Source organism: Arthrobacter sp. ASL1, assembly GCF_056680475.1.
This window is the reverse complement of the sequence record NZ_CM155284.1, coordinates 1,306,169-1,324,504: the sequence shown is the minus strand read 5'-3', so window position 1 is coordinate 1,324,504 and position 18,336 is coordinate 1,306,169. Positions and strand designations below refer to the sequence as shown.

Below are 18,336 nucleotides of genomic sequence, written 5' to 3'. Positions count from 1 at the left end.
CCGAACGCGCGACGAAAGGACGAGGGCATGAAAGCCGTAGTGGTACATGGGTGCGGGGATCTGCGCATCGAGGAGGTTCCCGATCCGATGTGCGGGCCCGACCAGGTGCTGGTCGAGCTCGCCTGGGGCGGGATCTGCGGCTCGGACATCGCCTACTGGAGGAACGGTGCCTCGGGCACAGCCACCTTGAGCGGGCCGCTGGTCCTGGGCCATGAGGTCTCCGGACGCGTAGCGGCCATCGGTGCGGAGTCGGAGGAGGCGCTGGCCGGCCGGGGAATCTCCGCCGGCACGTTGGTCACCCTGCATCCGGCGACCTATGTGGGCCGGGACGCCACCGGCGTGTACGAGGGGGAGCGGTTGAACCTGTGGCCGGAGGTCAGGTATTTCGGCTCCGCGGCCTTCCAGCCCCACGAACAGGGCGCCTTCAGCCGGTACCGCACCGTCCATCCCGACCAGCTGCGCGTGATCCCCACCGGGGTGCCGCTGAAGCAGGCCGCGCTGGCGGAACCGTTCGGGGTGGCGTTGCATGCGGTGACCCGGGCCGGCGACGTGTCCGGCCGGACGGTGCTGGTCAACGGGTGCGGACCGATCGGCGCCCTGGCCGTCGCCGCGGCCCACGCCGCCGGCGCGCAGCACGTCATCGCCGCGGACTTGTCCGATGCGGCCCTGGACATCGCCTCCCGGATGGGAGCCGACGAGGTGGTGAACCCCGGAACCGGAGGCGTGCTGCCCACCGACGTCGACGTCGCGATCGAGGCCTCCGGGTCCCCCCGGGCGCTGGGCGGCGTCATCTCCGCGGTCCGCCGTGGCGGGGTGCTGGTCCAGGTGGGGAACCTCCCCGGAGGTGAGGTCTCCGCCGTGTTGGGGAACATCGTCACCCGGGAAATCGACTACCGCGGCTCCTATCGATTCGTGGACGAGATCAGCGACGCACTGGCCCTGATGGCCGGCGGTGTCGACGTGAGCCCGCTGATGACGCACGAGGTCCCCATCGAGGAGGCGGTCCGCGGTTTCGAAATCGCCGCGGACCGCGGCACCGGATCGTCGAAGGTCATGATCCGGCTCGGCTGACCCGACGCCCGGCTACGTGCTGGATGCACCAGCGGGGCGGACGGGGAAAAACGACCGTCCAACACGGCCGTGTCCGCCGGGGACCAGCAGCATGCCCAATGCGGCGTTGTACTGCACCCCCGGGCGGCCGGCCCCGGGCCATGGCCCCGTACGGTTGCCGACCGGGCCCGAAACGTCCAGCGCCCCGCGCAGGGTCTCGAAATCCCCGGGGATGAGGATATGCCCCTGGTCGCCGGTGTCCACGCGGATGGTTCCTTGGCCCAGGACGACGACAGCGTCCACCCAATCCCCGCTGAAGCGGGGGGTTCCGGGGGATGGGTGGGGGTTCTCGGTGGTGTGCTGCAGCAATGCCTGCATGGCCGTGCCTTTCGGATCGTCCTTGCCCCTGGCGGCTACCGGGGGCCGCTTCGTCATCCGAACCACCCGCCGAACAATCCGTGGGCGCCGCGTGCGTCGCCCGCAGTGGGGTTGGTGCATGGCCAGTCGGAGCTTTCCACCATGACTCGTGAAGCTGGTTCCAGCCTAGCGGGGTGTGCCGACAGTTTGAAGGAGGGCCCCGGGGTCGTTCATGTGGCGCCATCTGGCGAAACCTGAACGACCCGGAGATGGGCCCGGGCAGGAGTTGGGCGCCGGGCCAGAGCCGGCCCGCACGTGACGCGGGACCGGGCGGCTACTCGATCAGCAGGTTGCGGATGTCGTCGGCCGTCATCGCCGAGCCGAAGCCCTCCCCGGCATCCATGACCGAGGAGATCAGCTGGCGCTTTGCGTCCTGCAGGGCCACGACCTTCTCCTCGATCGTGTCCTTGGCGACCATCCGGTAGACCATGACGTTACGGGTCTGCCCGATGCGGTGGACCCGGTCGACGGCCTGGGATTCGGCCGCCGGGTTCCACCACGGGTCCAGCAGGAAGCAGTAGTCCGCCTCGGTGAGGTTCAGCCCGAACCCGCCGGCCTTCAACGAGATCAGGAACACCGGTGCCTTGCCCGACTTGAACGAGTCGATGACCTCGGAGCGCCGCCGGGTGGAGCCGTCCAGGTACGCATATTCCACGCCCTCGGCCTCCAGCCGTGCTGCGGCCTTCTTCAGGAACGAGGTGAACTGGCTGAACACCAGCGCCCGGTGGCCCTCGGCGAGGACATCGGCGAGTTGCTCGAAGAGCACATCGAGCTTGGCCGAGGCGACGCCGTCGTACTCCGGATCGACCAGCGAGGCATCCAGGGAGAGCATGCGCAGCAGGGTCAGCGACTGGAAGATGGTGAACCGGTTCTTGTCCATGTCATCGACCAGGCGCAGGATCTTCTGGCGCTCGCGCTGCAGATGCGTGTCGTAGATCTTGCGGTGCCGCGGGGTCAGCTCGATGTTCAGGACCTGCTCCTGCTTCGGCGGCAGGTCGGTGACGACCGCGTCCTTGGTGCGCCGGAGCATGAACGGGCGGATGCGCTTGCGCAGCCGGGCCAGCGGCTCGTCCAGGCCCTGCTTCTCGATCGGGCGCTGGTAGTTCTCCGCGTAGCGCAGCGCGGAAGGGAACAACCCGGGGGAGACGATCGCGAAGATCGACCACAACTCCATGAGGTTGTTCTCCATCGGGGTGCCGGTGATGGCCAGCTTGAACGCGGCGTTCAGGTCCCGGGCCGCATGGTGGGCCTTGGTGGCCTTGTTCTTCACGAACTGCGCCTCGTCGAGGATCAGCCCGGCCCACGTCTGGGATTGGTAGGCCTCGGCGTCGAGCCGGAAGAGCGTGTAGGAGGTGACCACGATGTCGTTTTCCGCGGCGATGGCGGACAGGGGGCGGGAGGCACGGCCCTGCGTATCGGCGATGGCCTCGACCTTCAGGTCCGGCGCGAAACGGGCCGCCTCGTCGGCCCAGTTGCCGATGACCGAGGTGGGGGCGACGACCAGGAACGGGCCCGGGACGGCAGTGGAGGACGACGCCGGGGCGCCGGCCGCGCGGTCGAGCCCACGTTGGGTGCGGGCCGGGTCGGCGCCCTCGGGGACCGCCGCGGCCCACTGCTCCTTGGCGTGCAGGATCAATGCCAGGGTCTGCACGGTCTTGCCCAGGCCCATGTCGTCGGCCAGGACGCCGCCGAGCTCGTTGTGCCAGAGCATGGCCAGCCATTCGAAGCCCTCGCGCTGGTAGGGACGGAACGTGGCCTTCAGCCCGGTCGGCAGGGCGGGAGGATCGGCGTCGGCGACGTTGAGCAGCGAGTTGACCCCGGCGTACCAGGAATCCGGGCCCTCGGTGACCGTGGCCAGTTCCTCGAGTTCCTCCCACAATGACGCCTGGTAGCGGGTGATCTGCAGCTCGGACTTCCGGTCGCTGAGCGCCCCGGCCTCGGCGACGAGTTCGCGCAGCTTGTCGAAGAGTTCGTGTTCGAGCGAGAAGTAGGTCTTGTCCGGCATCAGCATGCGGTTCTGCCCGCGGGAGAGGGCGCGCAGCACGTCGGCGAACGGGATCCGGCGCTCGCCGATCGCGATGACCAGGCCCAGGTCGAACCAGTCTCGCTTCTCCGATTCGACGGTCGTGACCGTCAATTCGGGGGACTCGGTCAGTTCCCGGTATTCGGGCGGGGTGCCGGTGGTGCGGATGTCGATCCCCTCGACCCCGGCCAGGAGGGGCAGCGAGCGCCGCACGAAGTCCACGGTGTCCAGCCCGTGCAGGGTGCGTGGGACCAGGGCGCGGCCGGCCAGGGCGGTGGAGTCGGCCAGGGCGGTCAGCGCGGCCTCTTCGAGGGAGGATTCGGCCTCGGTGTCGCGCAGGTCGGCGTCGACGGGGCCGTGCCCGTAGTCGAAGTCCCAGGACAACTCGACGGCGTCGCCGCCCGGGTAGTCCACGGAGAGGACGAGTTTCGGCGGCAGGATCGCCGGCAGCTCCACCGAGTCGTCCAGGGCGCTCACGGCCAGGCGGCGGCCCAACCGCGGGTAGACGCTGGTCAGGAAGTCCTCGACGTCGTCGGCGGGGACGATCACGGGGTCCGGCCGGTGCAGCAGGGCCACCTCGGCGGCGCTGAGCCGCTGGGCGGTGGGGGCCAGGACGACCAGACCGCCGTCGGCCCGGGCCGCGTAGACGCCATGGGTGCCGATCGCCCCGACCGGGGTGTCCGGGCCCAGCGCCAGGTCCCCGCCCTCCAGGGTGAGCGTGGGCACCAGCCCCAGCGCCCCGCCGTCGTCCGCATTGCGTCCGGCGGAGAGCCCGACGGAGGCGGCGTCGGCGACCCGGATCTCGGTGTCGGCGTGCGGGCCGATGAGCCGGATGCCCAGGGAGTCGGTTTCGCGCAGCAGCGACCACAGCAGCGGGGAGGAGAACTCGTCGAGGTAGAGCCAGTCGTTGTCCTCGCCGAAGTAGAGCTGCCCGTTGGCGCGGTAGAGGGGGACGAACTGGCAGAACCAGCGGTGCTGCTCCTCGTCCAGGTTCAGCCCGTAGGTCTTGAAGCTGATGGTGTTCCAGCGCAGGTTCCCGCGGATCCAGCGGCCTTTGCCGGAGCGGACCATGGGGCGCACGCCCAGGCGCCAGCGGTGGCTGGAGGTGCGTTGGTGGCCGACCCCGGAGCCGGGGGCCCACTGCCGGTGGGCGACCTGCGTGGTGTCCTGGAGCTCGAATTGCAGGGCCATGGGCTGCACGTGCTGGCGGTCCGGCCCGCCGTGTCCGCGGTGCCCGGACCCGGTGGTGGCCGCACGGTTCCCGGCGTTGATGAGCGAATTCAGCGTGTCCTGCCAGGCGGGGACCTTCGCCGGGGCGCTGGTGTTCTCGAAGAACACCCGCTGGGCCCGCAGGTGCAGGGTGTTGGAATAGATCAGCACCGCGGCGGCATGCTTGCAGGCGGCGCCCACCGGGCAGCTGCACCACGTCTCGCCCACGATCCACGCCCCCTGGGCATCGCGCAGCACCACGGTGGTCTCATAGGGCTCGGGTTCGGTGCCGGCCACCCGGGCGGACAGCGTCGAATCGCCGGTGCGGAAGTCCAGGTCCAGGACGTGCTCGGCGTTGGCATAGGCCTTCCCGCGGGTGAACGCGGCACCGCCGACCACGCGCAGGATTTCGCGGGCATCGACGAGCGGGTATGCGGATTCGGCCATCCTCCCATCGTTTCATGATCCGGGCCCCGCCGACGAACCGGGATGCCGGTTCCCCCGGTGCGCCGTAGGGTAATCGACATGAAGTCGACACCGTCCATGCAGACCCCACCGCACGAACTGGAGATCGACACGCTGGCGCAGTTCGACGCCCGCACCGCCGACGGGGCAGCGTCGATGGCCGGCTGGCACCTGCAATCGGTGGACCTGCGCACCCGCCGGCGCACCCTGGACGCGTCCGAGGTCGCCGGTGCGGTGTTCCTGGGCTGCGAATTGCCGGCCGGGTCCATCGAGGGCCTGCGCCGCCGGGGCGCCCTGATCTTCCCCGAGCTGCCCGGCCTGCCGTTCGACCCCTACCGCGGCGGCCTCTACACGGCGTCCGAACTCTATGCCGGGCTGGGCACCGCCCCCTACGAACAGACCGCCGATGCCCGCATCTACGCCTGGACCCGGCTGCGCGCGACGGAGCGCGGCACCCTCGACGTGGCGCTGGCCACCACGTTGCACGACCACGCGATCGGTGCGGCACTGGGGCAGCTGCTGGCCCCGGTTCGCGGACCCGGGCACGACGACGGTGCCCCCGGGAAGGGGATCGGGACCCGCGGTGTGGTCGGGGTGATGGGCGGCCACGCAGCAGAACGCGGGTCCGCGGACTACGCCGCGGCGATGCGCCTGGGCGCCGGGCTGGCGCGTGCGGGGTTTACCGTCGCCACCGGCGGCGGTCCCGGGGCGATGGAGGCGGCGAACCTCGGCGCCTACCTGTCGGGGGAAGACGAGCCGGCGATCCGGGATGCCGTGGCCACCCTGGAGGTGGCGCCGTCGTTCCGCCCCTCGGTCTCCGGCTGGGCGCGTGCCGCGTTCGCCGTGTTGGAGCGGCATCCGCACGGCACGCCGAGCGTGGGGATCCCGACCTGGTTCTACGGGCACGAACCGCCCAACGTGTTCGCCACGCACATCGCCAAGTACTTCGCCAACTCGATCCGCGAGGACGTGCTGCTCACCGCATGCACCGGGGGAGTGGTGGTGCTGCCCGGCGCCGCCGGAACGGTCCAGGAGATCTTCCAGGACGCCTGCGAGAACTACTACGGCACCGCCCAGGTACAGACGCCGATGATCCTGGTCGGGCGACGGCACTGGACCCACGACCTACCGGCCTGGCCGTTGCTGCGCGCCCTCGCCGAGGGGCGGGACATGGCCGGCTCCATCCACCTGGTGGAGGACATCGACGAGGCGGTCGCCATCCTCGCCGGCGGCTGACCGGCAGCCGCCGGAACCGTCCATAACGATCCGCGCAGCGCCCGGCCACGTCCAGCAGATCGGCAGGTCGGCTGGGTACGCTGACGACATGGACTCGAACCCGTACGTCGTGACCCGGCAGCGCCTGGTTCAGGCGCCCCCCGGAGCCATCTTCGAACTGCTGGCAGACCCGTCGAAACATCGGCTCATCGACGGTTCCAGCCCGGAGAAGCATGCCCGCCCGGACGAACCCCAACGCCTGGACCTCGGCGCCGAATTCGGCCCGGACCAGCGCGTGGGCCAGGGGCAGCGGATGCGCAACATCGTGGTGGAATTCGAGGAGGCCCGGCACATCGCGTGGCGCGATCCCCACGGCCACCGCTGGCGCTACGAACTGGTTCCCGCACCCCGTGGCACCGTGGTGCGCGAAATCTGGGACGCCTCGACGGTGAAACGGCACTGGCCACTGAAGGTGCGCGGGGTGGTCCGCAGCACGCCGGTGGACATCGAGCGCACCCTGGACCGGCTCGCCGACTACTTCGATCCCGCCACGCCACGACCGGCCGCGCCGGAGCCGGCACACCCGTCGAAGCCGACGGAGAAGACCAAGGCGATGACCCCTGCCCAGATGGCGAAACGCGAGGCCGAGAGGCAGGCGCGGGCGGACAAGGCCGCGCAGATGGACCTGGCCGCAGTAGAAGCGAAAGCGGCCAAGGAACAACGGGCAGCCCACACGGTGGAAACCCGGGCAGCACGCCGCGTGGAGCGGTCCGAACACGCTGCCCTGGCACGGCAAGAGCGCGAGGCGCGGAGCGTGGCGAAAGCCGACCAGGCAGCCCAGGAGGAACGGTACAAGGCGGAGAAGTTGGCCGAAGCCGAGCGGGCGCGGGCCGAGAAGACCGAGCATCTCGCCCAGCTCGAACGTGCCAAGGCGGAGAAGGCGGCGGAAGCCGAGAAGTCGCGGAACAAGAAGTTGGCCGACGCCGAACGTGCCAAGGCGGAGAAGCTGGCCGCAGCGGAGCGGGAACGGGCGGAAAAGGTGGCCGAAGCCGAGCGGGAGCGGGTAGGGAAAGCAGCGCGGCTGAAGGCGTCCCGGGCGGCCAAGGTCCGCAAGCATGCGGAGCACGCCCCCGTGGAGCCGCTCCCGCCGATCGGCGGAACGGCAGGGCCGTTGAAGTCGGCCCCGCGCCGGCCTTCGCGTGAGTCGATCGCCGCGGCCAAGGCCGGGCGGCAGTCGACGCCCGCACCGAAACCGAAACCCACGGCGGTCGCTCCGAAACCGAAGCCGGCTCCGAAACCGAAGCCGGCTCCGAAACCGAAGCCGGCCCCGGAACCGAAGCCGGCCCCCGAACCGCAGCCCGCCCCGGAGGGCTCCGCGGCGAAACCGACCCCGGAACCTGTGCGGACGGGGCTGCCCCCGGCCGCGGCCCGGCGGCTGCGCCGCGCCAGCTGAGCCGGTCGTGGCGGCACGGGCCGATCAGGCCACGGAACCGCCGAAGAGCATGCCCAGCAGGTAGGTGACACCGGCAGCGCCCAGGCCGATGGCCAGCTGGCGCAGCCCGCGCTTGGCCGGTGAGGCACCGGAGAGCAGGCCGACGACACCGCCGGTGGCCAGGAGCGCGATGCCCACCAACACGAGCGAGAGGACCACCGCGGGCAGCCCGCTCATGCCGAAGATGTAGGGCAGGATCGGGATCAGGGCGCCGGAGGCGAAGAAGCAGAAGCTCGAGGCGGACGCCCCGACGGCCGAACCGAGCGCCTCGTGTTCGTCCTCGACCTCATCGGGGACCTCGGGGTTCAGCGACAGCGACGGATCGCAGTCGCAGCTGAACTTGCCCATGCGCTCGGCAGCCCGATGCTCGGCGGCCTCACGGCTCATGCCACGTGCCCGGTAGACCAGCACCAGCTCGTTGGCCTGCAGATCCAGATCTGGTGCCGCGACAAGGGTGACCTGGGTGGGTTGCGACGCGGTGAGCAGCTCGCGCTGGGAGCGGACCGACACATACTCCCCGGCCGCCATCGACAGGGCGCCGGCCAACAGCCCGGCGATTCCGGAAAAGAGGACCAGCGCGCTGGAGACGCCGGTTGCCCCGATGCCCATGACCAGGGCCAGGTTGGAGACCAGACCGTCATTGGCCCCGAAGACAGCGGCCCGGAAGTTCCCGGAGAGTCGATTGCGGCCCCGGATCGCCAGGCCGCGGACGACTTCCTCGTGGACGAGTTCGTCGGCGGCCATCCGGGCGGTGGCGTCGTCGTCGTCTTCGTAGGGCGAGGCGCCCTCGGCCCGTTGCGCCAGGGCCAGGACGAAGACGGAGCCGAAGTTCCTGGCCATGAAGCGCAGCATGGTACGGCGGACAGAGGGCTGCACGGTCTTGTCGGCGTGCCCGCCGAGGAGGTTGGCCCAGTGCTCCTCATGGCGTTTCTCGGCGGAGGCCAGCCCGAGCAGGATTTCTCGCTCCTCGCCTTGGCGGCGGGACGCCAGGGCCCCGTAGATCGCGCCCTCGGCGCGTTCGTCGGCCAGGTACTTGCGCCATCGGCGGATGTCGCCGGCGGTGGGGTCCGGCCGGGCATCGGCGTTCCCGGCGGGGGCGTCGGGCGTGGGGGCATCCGGTGTCATCGGGCGTCCTTCAATCGGTTCGTTGGTCCCGCCCAGGGGCGGGGGCGCCGGTCGAAGGCTTGCGGGGATGCGCAGGACCTCGGACCGCCACCAGCGGGCCGAAGGTCTCGTTCGCCCGGCATGGACACCGGGTGGATTGCCGGACCGCCGTCACGGCGATCAGTATGTCGACAGATCCTCTGTCGTCCGCCCGGGCCTGGGGCCTCGGCGGACGGGGTATGGAACTACTCCCCTTCAGCCAACCATCATAGCGGAGTCGGCGTCGCGATGTTCGCGGACGGGGAGGCGCTCGAGGAAGAAGACCTGCGCTTCGCCGTCGGAACGGCCGGCGCGGGGCACGCGCACTGTCAGTGCGCAGGAGTCGGCCTCCCAATGTGGGCGGCCCGCCGTATTGCCCAGGGCGTGGTCGAGATCCCGGGGATGTGGGGCGATGAACCGCTCCCAGTTGCCGTCGACGTTGAGGCAGACGGTGCCGAGCATTGAATCGAATATGGGAAGAACGGAGACGCTGTGCGTCACGGATTTCCTTTCGTGCGTTCTTACCCGACACGTTGTCGCGCGGGCCGCTTCCTCATCCGAACCACCCGCGAACCTGGGGTTGGTGCGCGGGTAGTCGGAGCTGTTGCCCGCGTCTCATGAAGCTTTCGGCCAGCCTAACGCGGATGGACGCGCCACCCAAGCTATGGTAGGCGCCACTTGCCGTGCATCCCAGTGCTGGCACGGCAAAACCCGCTTGGCGTCACAGGCGGGTTTTGCCGTCATTTCCCCGCCGAGGGGCACGACGACGGTGCCGGCGCGGCTAGTGCTGCTCGGCCGGGACCCCCTCGACGTCGACGCGGCCGGAGATCCGGTCCGCCCAGTGCCGGCTGACCTCGGGCCGGGTGGCCGGGGTGAGCAGGCTGACCACGAGGTAGACCACCAGCGAGGAGGCCAGGCCGTAGTAGATCGGCTCGTTGGCGTACACGCCGCCGAACTTCACCTCCGAACCGATTTCCAGCACGATCATGGTGGTCAGGGTGACAATGGTTCCCGCAGCCATCGACAGGGCGGCGCCGGTGCCGTTGCCGCGCTTCCACAGCAGCCCGCCGAGGATGGCCACCAGCAGGCCGCCGACCAGGATGTCGTAGGCGATGGTCAGGGCGGCGACGACGTCGTTGACGATGATGGCCAGGACGATGGCCACCACGCCGAGGCCCAGTACCCAGTAGCGGTTCGCGGCGACGTCGTGTTCGGGGTTGCGCCCGGTGTTGACCTCGATCTTCTTGCCAAACCAGCCGGCGACGAACGGGGTGACGTCGTTGCGGGCCACCGTGGCGGCGGCGATGAGGGCGCCCGAGGCGGTGGACATCATCGCGGCGACGGCAGCGGCCAGCACGATGCCGCCGACCACCACGGGCAGCAGGTTCATCGCCACCTCCGCGTAGACGACGTCCTTGCCCAGGTTCTCGATGTCGATGCCGGGCAGGGCGACGCGCGCCGACATGCCGATCACCGCACCGGCGATGCCGTACAGGACGCAGTAGATGCCGGCGGTGGAACCGCCCCAGCGGGCGACCGTCGGCGTCTTGGCGGTGAACACGCGCTGCCAGATGTCCTGGCCGATGAGCAGGCCGAGGGTGTACACGACGAAGTACGTGATGATCGTCTGTGCGCCGATCCCGCCCCAGCTGAAGAACGCGTCGCGGGCCCGCTCGTCCACCCCGGAGGCGATGCCGTTGAACCCGCCGGCCGCCGACAGGGCGAAGGGGAGCATCAGGGCGAACACGCCGACGGTCTTGATGACGAACTGGACCTGGTCGGCCAGCGTGATGGACCACATGCCGCCGATGGTCGAGTAGACGAGCACGATGACCCCGCCGACGGCGATGGCCAGCCAGCGATCCCAGCCGAAGAGCACGACGAAGATCGTGGCATAGGCGCCGGTCGACGTGGCGCACAGCATCAGCGTGTAGGCCAGCATGACGATGGCCGAGGCGTTGGTGGCGTTCTTCGAGCCGTAGCGCAGGCTGAGCATCTGGGAGACCGTGAAGATTTTCAGGCGTTGCAGGCGCGGGGCGAAGAACAGGCTCAGCAGCAGCACGCCGATGCCGATGGCGATGACCAGCCAGGCGCCGGAGATGCCGAACTTGTAACCCAGGCCCACGCCGCCGACGGTGGAGGCACCGCCAAGCACGACGGCGGCCATGGTCCCCGTGTAGAGGAACGGGCCGAGGCGGCGTCCGGCGACCAGGTAGTCGCTGCTGTTCTTGGTGCGCGACTTGCCCCACCAGCCGAAGGCGAGCATGGCCGCCAGGTAGGCGATGACGATCGCGATGTTGATGGTTTCCATGGTGACCCTATTTCGTGTGGTGATGATGAAGGATGCTTGACAGTAAACACCTGTTGCCCACTAGGCTAAAGTGAGCTGGCTAACAAAGCAATTGCCCTAAGCTGTGTCACGGAACGCAGCACCACACCCCGCCCCTTTGCACGAGAACTCGGAGTATCCCACCCATGAAGGCGTTGCCCGTCGAACCCAGCAACACGCCGCTGGCGATCGGCTCGAAGATCCGGGCCGCACGGCATGCCCAGCGCATGACCATCGAGCAGGTGGCCGAGTCGACCGGGCTGACCAAGGGGTTCCTCTCGCGCGTCGAGCGCGACCTCACCTCGCCGTCGGTGGCCTCGTTGGTGACCCTCTGCCAGGTCCTGTCCGTCTCGATCGGGGACCTCTTCGCCCAGCCGGAGACCCATGTGGTCCGGTTGGAGAGCGCGCCGCGCATCTCCCTGGGCGGCCATGGCATCGTCGAGCGGTTGATGACGAGCCGCTCGGAGAAGCGCCTGCAGGTGATCCGTGCGGTCATCGAACCCCGCGGCGAGGGGGAGTCCGAGTTGTATTCGGTCGATTGCGAGGTCGAGGTGCTGCATGTGGTGTCCGGGACGTTCATCATCGTCTTCGCCAACGAGCGCTTCGAGCTGGAGGCCGGCGACTCGCTGACCTTCCCGGGCCGGGAGCCGCATTCCTGGATCAACCCCACCGATGCCGAGGCCGTCGTGCTCTGGACGCTGGTCCCTGCCGCCTCGCGCTGACGCCTGTTTCCTCGGCCTTAGCGCCTTAGCGCCTTAGCGCCTTAGCGCCTTAGCGCCGCGGGCCGGGGCAGGTCGAGTCCCTCCAGCAGGTCCCCGAGCAGCCGGTCCAGCTCGTAGCCGGCCTGCGTGATCTTGTTCAGCCCGTAGCTGGCCAGCTGGGAGCCGGGCTGGTCGAAGGACAGGACGGCGGCCCCGGACCGGTTGGCATGCAGCTCGATCCGCAGCGGCGCATGCAGTGTCGTGCCGGGTTCGATGCGGAACAACCGGGCGGCCATGGCCAGGCTGCCGATGAGGTAGATGCGGCTGGGTGCATCGTTGCCGGCCAGATGCAGCAGGGCCGAGGGGGCGTGGGTCCAGTAGCGGCAGAGGTCGTAGGCCGCTCCGTGGGCGGCCTCGCGCTGGAGCTCGTCCCAGGTCGCCCCCTGGCTGGCCATCCGCTCGAGTCCGGCGAGGTCGAGCGCCGGGACCGCGGCCTCGAAGCGGCGGCACAGCTGCTCGAAGGACAGGGTCGTCGTCAGGGCGATCCGGCGCACCATCACGTCGGTCGTGGATTCGGTGGCTGGATGCGTCACCTCCCCAGCGTAGGCCAGAACGACGGCGCGCGGCTTCAGCCCACATGTATCCAGGGTCGTCGTTGCACGTTGGGTTCGGCCTCGCGCAGCACCTCCCGCGTCAGGGGCGCGATCTCGCCCTGGCCCAAGAGCAGGAAGCCCGCAAGATTGCGCACCGGGGAACCCTCGGTCCAGCGGAAATACAGATGCGGCATGGTGCCGAATTCGTCGCGGATCCGCAGGCAGATCGCCGCCAGTGCCGTCGACACCGAAGGGGCCGTCGCCGCCAACACGTGGTAACCGTGCCGCGTCGTCCCGCGTACCAGCAGGTCCTGGGCGAAGTCCGAGTAGTCGCCGAGCGTGATCTCGATGAACAGCGGCCGGGCCGTCTCGGGCAGGTGGCTGGCGATGCGGGCGTGCACGAGTTTGTGGCGGTACCGTTCGGCGCTGAACCTGACCGGCTCGTGGGCGATGAGCGAGACCTGCCCCGCACCGGCGGCCGCCGTCAGGAGGGAATGGGCCGCGTCGTCGAACATGACGGTGGTGGCCCGCAGCTCGGTGGAGCGGCGGAACCGCGAGATGAAGGAGACGAAGAGGATCGCGGCGATGAACAGGGCGGCGATGCGCAGCCCGTCGGGCCGCTCGACGACGTTGGCGATCGTGGTGTAGAGGAAGACCAGGACGACGACGGAGAACGCCATCGTGCGCCACCGTTGCCGCCGGCGCCGGGCCGAGAGGGTGACGGCGACCGCCGCGGAGGTCATCAGCACCAGCACCCCGGTGGCGTACGCGGCGCCCTGGGCGTCCACGCTGGCCCGGAAGTGCTGCGTCACCAGCACGGCGATTCCGCCCAGGACGAGCACCAGCGGCCGGTTGGCCCGCGCCCACTCCGGGGCCATGCCGAACCGGGGCAGGTAGCGCGGGATGAGGTTCAGCAGCCCCGCCAGTGCGGAGGCCCCGGCAAACCAGAGGATGAGGATGGTCGAAAGGTCGTAGACGCTGCCGAACCCTTCACCGAGTTGCTCGTGCGCCAGATAGGCCAGTGCCCGCCCGTTGGCCGCGCCTCCCGGCTGCAGTTCCGCGGAGGGCACCAGCCAGGTGGTGACCACGCAGGAGATGACCAGCAGCACGCTCATGGTGACGGCCGCCGTCGTCAGCAACCGCTTGGCCCCGGCGATCCGCCCGGCCGGATCCGCCTCGGTGTCGGTGGCCCGGCCGCGGATCTGTGGCATGACCGCCACGCCGGTCTCGAAACCGGACAGCCCCAGGGCGAGCTTCGGGAAGACGAGCAGGGCCATGGCCACCATGAGCCAGGGGCTGCCGTGGCTGGTGGTCAGCGTGGTCCACCAGTCGCCCACCGGCCCCGGGGCGGCGACGATGCGCCCGAGGCTGGAGGCCAGCACGACCACGTTCAGTGCCAGGTAGGCACCGACGAGGACGACGGCCAACGAGATGACCTCGGTGAACCCGCGCAGGAACAACAACGTGAGCAGGACCAGCAGCACCAGGGTGATGGGCACGTTCTTGTCCTCGAACCAGGCCGGGGTGAAGGGGTTCTCGATGATGTGGGCGGTGGCATCGGCGGCGGAGAGCGTCATGGTGATCATGAAGTCCGTTGCCGCAAAGCCCAGCAGCACCAGGACCAGGACCTTGCCCTTCCAATGGGGCAGCAGCCGTTCGAGCATCGCGATCGAGCCCTGCCCATGCGGGCTCTCGGCGGCGACCCTGCGGTAGATCGGCAGCGCGGCACCCAGGGTGACGGCGACCAGGACGAGCGTGGCCAGCGGGGCGAGCACCCCGGCGGCCAGCACCGCGATGGCCGGCTGGTACCCCAGCGTGGAGAAGTAGTCCAGGCCCGACAGGCACATGACCTTCCACCAGGCCTGCCCGGTCTCGTGGCCGGGGCGTGCCTGGCCGGGGGCCTCGGGATGGGCGATTCCGGCGTCCATGAGCCAGCTGCCCAGACGGCGTTGGAGGGGGCGCCGGATGGGGCGCCGGGGGCCGCGGCCCGGGGCGGTGCGCAGGCCCGCTGTGTTCTTCACGAGGTGGAACACTACGCCTGCAGCGGACGGATGCAAGAGGACAAGGTCCGCCGGGGCAGTGATCCCCGACACGGCGCCGCTGACCGGTCGGGCCTTGACCCGATCGCGGGGCGGAACAAGGCTGGGGCAGGCGTGCCGGCGTCGTGCTCCTTGACTGTGCCGCGGGCCACAAATAGCATGAAGAGCAACAAATGTATCTTATGAGGCAACTGGCGTCGTCGGCATTCCGGGGACCTGCCGCGAAGGAGAACCATGGAAGAGATCCGCATCGAGGCCAACGGGAACATCGGGCCCATCGATTCCTCGCGCATCCCGCGCTTTGCCGGGGCCGCCACCTATGCCCGGCTGCCGCGCCTGGACCAGGTCACCGGCGCCGGCATCAAGGTGGTCGGCGTGCCGTTCGATGCCGGGGTCTCCTATCGGCCCGGCGCCCGGTTCGGCTCCAACCACGTGCGTGAATCCTCCCGCCTGCTGCGCCCCTACAACCCGGCGATGGACATCTCCCCGTTCGAGAACGTCCAGGTCGCCGACGCCGGGGACATGGCGGTGAACCCGTTCAACATCAACGAGGCCATCGAGACGATCCAACAGAACGCGCTGGACCTGACCGCCGACGGCTCCTCGCTGATGACCATCGGCGGTGACCACACCATCGCGTTGCCGCTGCTGCGCGCCGCCGCCGAACGCGCCGGGGAGCCGGTGGCCATGCTGCATTTCGACGCCCACCTGGACACCTGGGACACGTACTTCGGCGCCGAATACACCCATGGCACCCCGTTCCGCCGGGCCGTGGAGGAGGGCATCCTCGACACCGAGGCCATCTCCCACGTCGGCACCCGCGGCCCGCTCTACGGCAAGAAGGACCTCGAGGACGACAAGCGCTTCGGCTTCGGCATCGTGACCTCCTCCGACGTCTACTACCAGGGCGTGGCGGAGATCGTCGCCAAGCTGCGCGACCGCATCGGCAACCGTCCGCTGTACATCTCGGTGGACATCGACGTGCTGGACCCGGCGCACGCGCCCGGAACCGGAACCCCCGAGGCCGGCGGCATCACCAGCCGCGAGCTGCTGGAGATCCTGCGCGGCATGCGCGGGATGAACCTCATCGGCGCCGATCTGGTCGAGGTCGCCCCGGCCTACGACCACGCAGAGATGACCGGCGTCGCCGGCTCCCACGTCGCCTACGACCTGGTCTCGCTGATGGCGGACCGCCGCACCACCGGGCAGGAGGCCTCCTAGATGTCCACCACCGCAGAAACCACCCCGACGACAACGCCGGCACCGCGCAACGGCGGCGACCTGGCCATCGAGACGCTCTCCGCCCTCGGGGCGCGCACCGTGTTCGGCATCCCGGGCCAGCACGCCCTGGGCCTGTTCGATGCGCTTTCGCGCTCGGACCTGCACTTCGTCTCCTCCCGGGTGGAGAACAACTCAGCATTCGCCGCCGACGGCTACTCCCGGGCCACCGGCGAGGTCGGCGTGCTGTTCCTGTCCACCGGGCCCGGGGCGCTGACCTCGCTGGCCGGACTGCAGGAGGCCTACGCCACCGGCGTGCCGATGGTCGTGATCGCCAGCCAGATCCCGCTCGACGGCCTCGGTGCCCGGCGCAAGGGCATGCTGCACCAGCTCGATGACCAGAAGGCCTCCGCGGCCAACGTCACCAAGTCCCAGCGCACCGTCCACCACGCCTCCGGCATCCCCTCGGCCATCCAGGACGCCTGGGCAGATGCGATCACCGTGCCGCAGGGTCCCGTGTGGGTCGAGGTCCCCCAGGACATCCTGCTCGCCGAGGTGTTCGTCCCGCCCGTGGTCGACGCGCTCGCCGAGGCGTACGAGCACCCGCCCCGCGTGGAGCTCATCGAGGAGGCCGTGCGCTGGCTGGGCCAGTCCCGCCGCCCGGCCATCGTGGCCGGCGGCGGCGTCCGGCGGGCCGGCGCCCAGGCGGAACTGCTGCGCGTGGCCGAACAGCTGCGGGCGCCGGTGATCTGCTCGCCCGGCGGCAACGGCGCGTTCCCCTGGGAGCACCCGTTGAGCCTGCAGTCGTGGATCGAGGACCGGCACACCACCGAGGTGCTCGAGGACGCCGACGTGCTGATCGTCATCGGCTCGGCGCTGGGCGAGGTCACCTCCAACTACTTCACCCTCGCCCCGCGCGGGCGCATGATCCAGATCGACGCCGAACCCCGCGTGCTGGAATCCAACAGCCCCGCGCTGGGCATCCGGGCCGACGCCCGGGTGGCCCTGGAATTCCTCTCCGGCGCGCTGGATGCCCACCGTGCAGGGAACGACGCCGGTGCACCCGACTGGCACGGCAAGTCCCCGGAGCAGGTGGTCGCCGAGACGCTGGAAAAGGTCACCGGACGGCTCGACGCCCAGGGCCTGGCCTTGGAGCGCCGCTTCATGGACGACATCCGGTCCGCCGTCCCGTCCACCATGCAAACCTATTGGGACATGACGATCGCCGCCTACTGGGGCTGGAGCTGCTGGGACGCCCGGGACGGCGAATTCCATTCCGCCCAGGGCGCCGGCGGGCTCGGCTACGGGTTCCCCGCGGCCATCGGCGGGGCCGTCGGCCTGGCCGTGGCGGGCAGGACCGGCATCGACGGCCGCGTGCTGGCCGTCTCCGGCGACGGATCCTCGATGTACTCCATCGCCGAACTGGCCACCGCGAAGCAGCACCAGACCGCTGTCACCTGGCTGATCGTCGACGACGGCGGCTACGGCATCCTGCGCGAGTACATGGAGGGGGCGTTCGGCAAGGCCACGGCCACCGAGCTGGCCCGCCCTGACTTCGTGGCGTTGGCCCAATCGTTCGGCATCCCGGCCCGTGCCGTGGCACCGCAGGACATCAAGGCCGCCCTGGAGGAGTCCTTCGCCGCGGAGGGCCCGAATGTCGTGGTCGTGCAGACGCTGCTGAAGATGTTCGCCCCCACCCACCTGGGCTGACCGGGGGCCGGTCCTCACCCGTCCGTGGCGCCGGCACGGACCACGAGGACGGGGCAGTGCGCCCGGGAGATGCAGGCCGAACTGACCGACCCGAGCAGCAGGCCGCCGAATCCGCCGCGGCCGCGCCGGCCCACGACCAGCAGGTCCGCCTCGCGGCTGGCCTCGATAAGGGTCGGCCGCGGGTTGCCGCGGCGCAGCCGTACGGTCACGTGCCCGGGCAGCTCCGGGCCGAAGGCCGCCACGAGTGCCTCGTCGACTGTGCGCCGGACGTGCTTCTCGAAATCGTCGATGCCCTGGACCTGGTATTCGGCCAGGATCTGCGGGGTGTCCCAGCAGGCCGTCGCCTCGATCCGTGCGTTCAGCGGCCCCGCGATGCAGTCGGTCTGGCGCAACGCCTCGACCGATGACGGGGACCCGTCGACCCCGACGATGAACAGCTTCCGCTCGTCCTGTGCCATGGGTCGCTCCGGTCCTCTCGCCGATGGCCTGTGACGTACATCATGCGCGCGGGCACCGAAGAGGTGCGGTCCGACCGGCAGGCGCGACCCGTCCGTGCGGTGATCCGGCCGCCGTGCGCCGTTTCAATCGGGAGAACGGTCCGAATGTTCGGGACACGCCGGCCAAACGGGCCGTTCTCGGGCTTCAGACCCGCCCTCGGCGAACCGGGGGCCGGAACCGCACGGACTGGCACCGGACCGTCCCGTCGCAACCTGCTCCGGTGGTTATCCACAT

At 70.0% G+C, this 18,336-nt stretch carries 14 protein-coding genes and 2 riboswitches; of the genes, 6 read left to right on the top strand and 8 right to left on the bottom strand.

What is annotated here, in order from left to right; translation table 11 throughout:
* Positions 1–27 precede the first annotated feature (27 nt).
* Positions 28–1,071, top strand: a complete 1,044-nt coding sequence (locus tag AC1MEQ_RS06240; RefSeq protein WP_479794951.1) for an L-idonate 5-dehydrogenase — start codon at positions 28–30, stop codon at positions 1,069–1,071.
* A gap of 12 nt (positions 1,072–1,083) precedes the next feature.
* On the opposite strand, the gene AC1MEQ_RS06235 is transcribed toward AC1MEQ_RS06240, so the two are convergent.
* Complete coding sequence (locus AC1MEQ_RS06235) at positions 1,084–1,485, bottom strand: hypothetical protein (RefSeq protein ID WP_479794950.1); 402 nt, start codon at positions 1,483–1,485, stop codon at positions 1,084–1,086.
* Positions 1,442–1,582, bottom strand: a riboswitch (SAM riboswitch). Its footprint overlaps the gene before it by 44 nt.
* A gap of 159 nt (positions 1,583–1,741) precedes the next feature.
* A complete protein-coding gene (locus tag AC1MEQ_RS06230) occupies positions 1,742–5,146 on the bottom strand; it encodes a DEAD/DEAH box helicase (RefSeq protein ID WP_479794949.1) in 3,405 nt (1,134 codons plus the stop codon).
* A gap of 78 nt (positions 5,147–5,224) precedes the next feature.
* On the opposite strand from AC1MEQ_RS06230, the gene AC1MEQ_RS06225 reads away from it, so the two are divergent.
* Both AC1MEQ_RS06225 and AC1MEQ_RS06220 read left to right on the top strand, forming a co-directional pair.
* On the top strand, positions 5,225–6,400 hold the full coding sequence (locus AC1MEQ_RS06225) for an LOG family protein (protein WP_479794948.1): 1,176 nt from the start codon (positions 5,225–5,227) through the stop codon (positions 6,398–6,400).
* An 88-nt stretch (positions 6,401–6,488) separates the two neighbouring features.
* Positions 6,489–7,832: an SRPBCC family protein gene (locus AC1MEQ_RS06220; protein WP_479794947.1), complete on the top strand. Its 1,344-nt coding sequence runs from the start codon at positions 6,489–6,491 to the stop codon at positions 7,830–7,832.
* A 24-nt stretch (positions 7,833–7,856) separates the two neighbouring features.
* Here AC1MEQ_RS06220 and AC1MEQ_RS06215 read toward each other — a convergent pair whose 3' ends face one another.
* From AC1MEQ_RS06215 to AC1MEQ_RS06205, 3 genes are all read right to left on the bottom strand, one after another.
* Positions 7,857–8,996 carry a VIT1/CCC1 transporter family protein gene (locus AC1MEQ_RS06215; RefSeq protein ID WP_479794946.1) on the bottom strand — a complete coding sequence of 380 codons (1,140 nt, stop codon included), beginning with the start codon at positions 8,994–8,996 and terminating at the stop codon, positions 7,857–7,859.
* A 234-nt stretch (positions 8,997–9,230) separates the two neighbouring features.
* A complete protein-coding gene (locus AC1MEQ_RS06210) occupies positions 9,231–9,515 on the bottom strand; it encodes a hypothetical protein (protein WP_479794945.1) in 285 nt (94 codons plus the stop codon).
* Between the two features lie 11 nt (positions 9,516–9,526).
* Positions 9,527–9,637: riboswitch (SAM riboswitch) on the bottom strand.
* A 158-nt stretch (positions 9,638–9,795) separates the two neighbouring features.
* Positions 9,796–11,325, bottom strand: a complete 1,530-nt coding sequence (locus tag AC1MEQ_RS06205) for a sodium:solute symporter family protein (protein WP_479794944.1) — start codon at positions 11,323–11,325, stop codon at positions 9,796–9,798.
* Positions 11,326–11,489: 164 nt separating this feature from the next.
* Here AC1MEQ_RS06205 and AC1MEQ_RS06200 point away from each other — a divergent pair, with 164 nt between their 5' ends.
* Complete coding sequence (locus AC1MEQ_RS06200; protein ID WP_479794943.1) at positions 11,490–12,065, top strand: helix-turn-helix domain-containing protein; 576 nt, start codon at positions 11,490–11,492, stop codon at positions 12,063–12,065.
* 41 nt (positions 12,066–12,106) lie between these two features.
* On the opposite strand, the gene AC1MEQ_RS06195 is transcribed toward AC1MEQ_RS06200, so the two are convergent.
* Together AC1MEQ_RS06195 and AC1MEQ_RS06190 are read right to left on the bottom strand one after the other, a co-directional pair.
* A complete protein-coding gene (locus AC1MEQ_RS06195; RefSeq protein WP_479794942.1) occupies positions 12,107–12,637 on the bottom strand; it encodes a DUF302 domain-containing protein in 531 nt (176 codons plus the stop codon).
* Positions 12,638–12,672: 35 nt separating this feature from the next.
* On the bottom strand, positions 12,673–14,565 hold the full coding sequence (locus AC1MEQ_RS06190) for an APC family permease (RefSeq protein ID WP_479796072.1): 1,893 nt from the start codon (positions 14,563–14,565) through the stop codon (positions 12,673–12,675).
* Between the two features lie 345 nt (positions 14,566–14,910).
* Between AC1MEQ_RS06190 and speB the strand changes: the two genes are divergently transcribed.
* Together speB and AC1MEQ_RS06180 are read left to right on the top strand one after the other, a co-directional pair.
* Positions 14,911–15,897 carry an agmatinase gene (gene speB, locus AC1MEQ_RS06185; RefSeq protein ID WP_479794940.1) on the top strand — a complete coding sequence of 329 codons (987 nt, stop codon included), beginning with the start codon at positions 14,911–14,913 and terminating at the stop codon, positions 15,895–15,897.
* Positions 15,898–17,604 (top strand): thiamine pyrophosphate-binding protein, encoded by a 1,707-nt coding sequence (locus tag AC1MEQ_RS06180; RefSeq protein WP_479794938.1) that lies wholly within the window; start codon positions 15,898–15,900, stop codon positions 17,602–17,604. It abuts the gene before it with no gap.
* Between the two features lie 14 nt (positions 17,605–17,618).
* Here the strand turns inward: AC1MEQ_RS06180 and AC1MEQ_RS06175 are convergent, their stop codons facing one another.
* Positions 17,619–18,062, bottom strand: coding sequence for a universal stress protein (locus AC1MEQ_RS06175; RefSeq protein ID WP_479794937.1), 444 nt, complete (start codon positions 18,060–18,062; stop codon positions 17,619–17,621).
* Between the last annotated feature and the right edge of the window lie 274 nt (positions 18,063–18,336).